Origin of the sequence: Nocardia alni, from assembly GCF_019038435.1 — a bacterium.
Classification (GTDB): domain Bacteria; phylum Actinomycetota; class Actinomycetes; order Mycobacteriales; family Mycobacteriaceae; genus Nocardia; species Nocardia alni.
In genome coordinates this window covers 1-3,309 of the sequence record NZ_JAGPOX010000284.1, presented here as the reverse complement: position 1 = coordinate 3,309, position 3,309 = coordinate 1, and the positions used below count along the sequence as shown (strand labels likewise).

Here is a 3,309-nt window from a genome sequence, read left to right as displayed (position 1 = left end):
TGTGTATAAGAGACAGCGGGGCGGCGGCAGACGCCGGGGCTGCGGCGGGAGGAGGTGGCGACATTGGCCGGGCTTTCGGTGGACTATTACATCCGGCTCGAGCAGGGGCGCGATACGAATCCGAGCCTCGCGGTGCTGGATGCGCTGGCGGCGGCGTTGCGGTTGAGCCAGGACGAGCGCACTCACCTGTACGACCTGGCGCGGGCGGTGGTGGCTCGGCCTTCGCGGCCGGTGGTCGCGCGGGCGGAGGCCCGGGCCGGTCTGGTGTTGCTGCTCGAGTCGGTGCGGCCGACGCCCGCGGCGGTCATGGATCAGCCGAGCAATGTGCTGGTCGCGAACGCGGAGATGCTGCGGTTGCTCGACGGGCTGACGGATTTTCCTGTGGCCGAACGTAATTTGGCCCGGTATGTGTTCATCCATCCGGCGGCGCGACGGGTGTTCGAGGATTGGGACGGCATCGCGAAAGACTGTGTGGCACACCTGCGTACGGTGCAGGGCCGCGAGCCCGGCTCACCGGCGCTGACCGCCGTCGTGGCGGGGTTGTGCGGCGAGAGCGCGGAATTCGCGAATCTGTGGGCGCACTACGATGTGCGCACCAAACGCGGTGCGGCACGGGTGTTTCGGCATCCGGCGGTGGGGCGGTTCACGCTGACCTCGGAGATCACGACCGCGCCGGACGGTCAGCGGTTCGTGGTGTTCCAGGCCGCACCGGGCGGCCCGGACCACGACGCCGTGCGGTTGTTAGGGATGGTGGGTGATGGTGTACCAGAGGATGGCCAGGGTGCCCGCGACGAACAACGGAGACAGGATCCAGGTCTCGACCTTGTTGCCGGTGTGGTCGATGATGGGGACTCGCGTCCGTAGCTTCAAAGGCCAGAACAGCCGGCATCCCTTGTCGGTGAGGCAATCTCCGGCCAAGTGAGCCAGCGAGCCCAAGCCGACGGCGAAAGGGAGCCACGCGGGTTTGTCGGAGATCCACTGGTCCATGGCGAAGGTTCCGGCTCCGGCCAGGATGATGATGGTGCCGTAGGCGGGCAGGCCTTTACCGGGCGGGCAGATATTGAGCGCGCGGGCGGCCAGCGCGAGCAGGAAGAAGACCAGGCCGAGGGTGAACCAGCGGTGCAACCAGTGCTCACCCGCCCAGGTGCCGTAGGTGACCGCGATGACGAAGGCGAACGAGTGAGTGGCGTGCCGGTGGCCGCCCGATACCTCGGAGATCACCTTGGTCGCGGCATGCGAAACCGGCCCCAACACATGGGATATGGTCCCGTTGGGATGGTCGGCGTCGGGCAGTAATGCCGCGCCCGCGGTGAGGAACGTTCCCATGATCAGATCGACGGTGCCGATATGTCCAGCGGTGACGACGGGAAACGTGAGTATCGAAAGCGGTAGTGCGGCAGCGGCTCCAGCCCAAACGAGCGCACCACTGGTCGCATGTGAATGTCCTAGCACCGCGTCGACAGTAGCCCATCCGGGACATTTCGCCGGTATTGTCGCACGTGGCCCAGCCCACACTACCGCCCAGCGGCTATAAGTAGCCACAGCCCAAAACGCCACCGTCGCAGGCATAGCGGGCAGGCTTCCGGCGTTCAGGTTTCGGCACCCCCAATCGCTCGAGCGTGCCGTCGCTTCGGCATGCTTTCGGTTGGAGTCTCAGGCCTTGGATTCCTGCCGAGCGCACACTTCTGCGTAGAGAAGGCTGTGACCAATCCATCTCTGCCACAACAGGTCGCGCTGGGATGCCTGCGGGCGGCCCAGCGCACGCCGGTTGAAACCTGCGCCGCCCCAACCGATCCGGTGGCTGCCACCATGGCGATGTGATCCTCGTAGCCCATGCTACACATCGCGGCGCAGCAGATCAGGGCCAGGATGCCGCCCCGCCCATCGACGCGCCGGACCAACTCGGCGTGCGGTCGGGACAGAGGGGTGTCGGTCGCGTCGCAGGCTAGGGTGTCGGCACAGGCCGGGATTGCCTCGTCGGGATGTCTGCCGCGACGTAATCCGTTGATGATCAGCAGGACTCGGCAGTAGAGCAGTCCGATTACGGCCCGGAGGGACTGCCCGGATTTGCCTCAGGCGTGCTCGTCGTCGAAAGACATTGGACCGGTGAGCAATTCCTACGACACGACGCCCAGGGCGTACAGGCCGCCGCGTGCCCGGAACGGTGGTGTGCGAATCGGGGCGCCGTGTTCGAGTTCGCCGCCTGACCATGCACTGCGACCTGGACCAGCGGAATTCGCCCGACCCTATCCGCCAGTGCCTGGACGTCACCGGCCTGGACCCTCATTCTCGGCGAGGCATACCGGATCGAATGTCGGCGCGGAATGGATGCTCTCACCGAGAATCCGCCGTAACCGACCCCCTGGCGCTACTTCACAATAGTGAGATATGTTGCGTCACGAGATAGTCCACTGAGAGAGGGTTCGATCGTGTCGACAGCTGCCGCAGTCAAAGGGCCGATTCTGAAGATCGGCGCGGGGTTCATGTTCTCCCGTGAGGCGAAGGCGTTCGGCGCCGCGGTGGGGGTGCCCGGGTTCCTCGGTCCCTACACGCGCGGTCGCGGCGGCGTGCTGGGTGATGTGGACGCCGATGTGATCGTCGCGGCGTTCGGATTCTTCTCCCCGAGCACCGTCCGCACGGCCTGGGAATCGGTGAACATGCCTGCGGAGAAGGCGGCCGCGGGCTACCTCGGGGTATGCCAGGATTTCGGGCGCCGCAAGCTCGGCGAGTTCGAAGGCGCGGGACGGCTGGCCGAGCTGATGGCTCCGGTGGTCGCCGCTGCCGATCCGGCAGGCGTGGCACTGTTCGCGGGCTGGCGTGCGCTACCGCAAGCCGGTGACGATCCGGCGCGTGCGCTGCAGTTGATCCAGGTGCTGCGGGAACTGCGCGGGGGGCTGCACCTGATCGCGGTGCGCGCCAGTGGATTGACTCCCTTCGAGGCCGTGCTCACCGGCGGTTCGCCGCGTAACAGCGGCCCCGACCAGGCCCGCGAATTCGGTTGGGCAGAGCCATTTCCGGAGGTCACCCCGGAGCTGCAGCGGCGCTGGGACGCCGCCGAAGCACTGACCGATGAGCTGATCGCCCCGGCGTTCGCGGTGCTCACCGACGACGAGGGCCGGGAACTGGCGGAGCTGCTGAGCACCGCTGAGACCCTGGTGTTCGGACGCTGAGTTCGTATTGCTGGCCCGGAGAACCGGCCTCCCGCTACATTTTGCGGCCCGAATTATCCGAAAGCGGCGTACCGAACCGCCAAAATGTAGTGATAGGCCGGGTTGTCCTTCGTGTGGTGGTGTGTGGTCGGCTCGGGGC

General features: G+C 66.5%; 2 protein-coding genes and 1 pseudogene. 2 read left to right on the top strand and 1 reads right to left on the bottom strand.

Features of this window, described 5'->3' with window-relative positions; translation table 11 throughout:
* Positions 1–33: 33 nt before the first annotated feature.
* Positions 34–732 (top strand): annotated as a pseudogene (locus JZ791_RS43765) (MmyB family transcriptional regulator); the annotation flags it as partial.
* A gap of 9 nt (positions 733–741) precedes the next feature.
* On the opposite strand, the gene JZ791_RS43760 reads toward JZ791_RS43765, so the two are convergent.
* Positions 742–1,452 carry a metal-dependent hydrolase gene (locus tag JZ791_RS43760; protein ID WP_308163507.1) on the bottom strand — a complete coding sequence of 237 codons (711 nt, stop codon included), beginning with the start codon at positions 1,450–1,452 and terminating at the stop codon, positions 742–744.
* A gap of 977 nt (positions 1,453–2,429) precedes the next feature.
* Between JZ791_RS43760 and JZ791_RS43755 the strand changes: the two genes are divergently transcribed.
* The gene (locus JZ791_RS43755; protein WP_216903827.1) at positions 2,430–3,170 is read left to right on the top strand and encodes an SCO6745 family protein; all 741 of its coding nucleotides are present in this window, start codon (positions 2,430–2,432) and stop codon (positions 3,168–3,170) included.
* The last annotated feature ends 139 nt before the right edge of the window (positions 3,171–3,309 follow it).